The organism is Vreelandella titanicae BH1 (genome assembly GCF_000336575.1).
GTDB lineage: Bacteria > Pseudomonadota > Gammaproteobacteria > Pseudomonadales > Halomonadaceae > Vreelandella > Vreelandella titanicae.
The window spans coordinates 1-892 of sequence record NZ_AOPO01000044.1 but is presented as its reverse complement, the minus strand read 5'-3'; the positions used below and the strand labels follow the sequence as shown (position 1 = coordinate 892).

The following is an 892-nucleotide window of genomic DNA, read 5'->3' as shown; positions in this document are numbered from 1 at the left end:
ACCGCTTCGCGAACTTCCGGTTGAGCCAACAGCTCGGCCTCGATCTCGCCAAGCTCGATCCGCAAGCCACGGATTTTCACTTGATGATCAAGGCGGCCCAGGTACTCGAGTTGCCCATCCTCCCGCCAGCGTACTAGGTCACCGGTGCGGTATAGGCGCTCGCCCTCTGTGAACGGATCGGCGATAAAGCGCTCCGCCGTTAGATCACTACGATTGAGATAGCCACGGGCCAGGCTTATCCCGCCCAGGTACAGCTCTCCCGCAACACCCTGTGGTACCAGGTTGAGTTCACCATCCAAGACGTAGGTGCGGGTACCGCTAATGGGTCGCCCAATGGGAATCTGGCGGTGCGCATCATCACGGCACCACCAGTGAGTGACATGAATGGTGGTTTCGGTGGGGCCATAGAGATCATGCAGGTGGGCACCATCAAGACACTCAGCTACATCTTGCTGCAACGTGGCTGGAACGGCCTCGCCACCGCACATAATATGCTTGAGCCGGGTCTTGGCTTTAACATCGGGATAGGCCAGGAAGGCCTTGAGCATTGAGGGCACAAAGTTGAGCGTGGTAACGCCGTGTCTCTGGATCAGCTCAATGATGCGTTCAGGATCGCGATGATCACCCGGCTGGGCGACCACAAGGCGAACTCCAACACTCAGCGGCCAGAAAATCTCCCACACCGAGACGTCAAAACCGAACGGCGCCTTGTGCAGTACAGCATCGGTATCGGTGAGTTGGTAGGTTTCCTGCATCCAGACCATGCAGTTGGTTAAGGCATCATGGCGGATGGCCGCGCCTTTAGGCCGCCCGGTGGAACCTGAGGTGTAAATCACATAGGCGAGATGTTCGCCGTGCAACGCCACACCCGGGTTGGACGATGCATGGTGAT

The 892-nt window shown here is 58.0% G+C and carries 1 protein-coding gene; it reads right to left on the bottom strand.

Translation table 11 applies throughout. From position 1 onward, the window contains the following. Positions 1 to 892, bottom strand: an 892-nt coding sequence (locus HALTITAN_RS24365) for an amino acid adenylation domain-containing protein (protein WP_039860971.1), incomplete at both ends; no start/stop codon positions are given.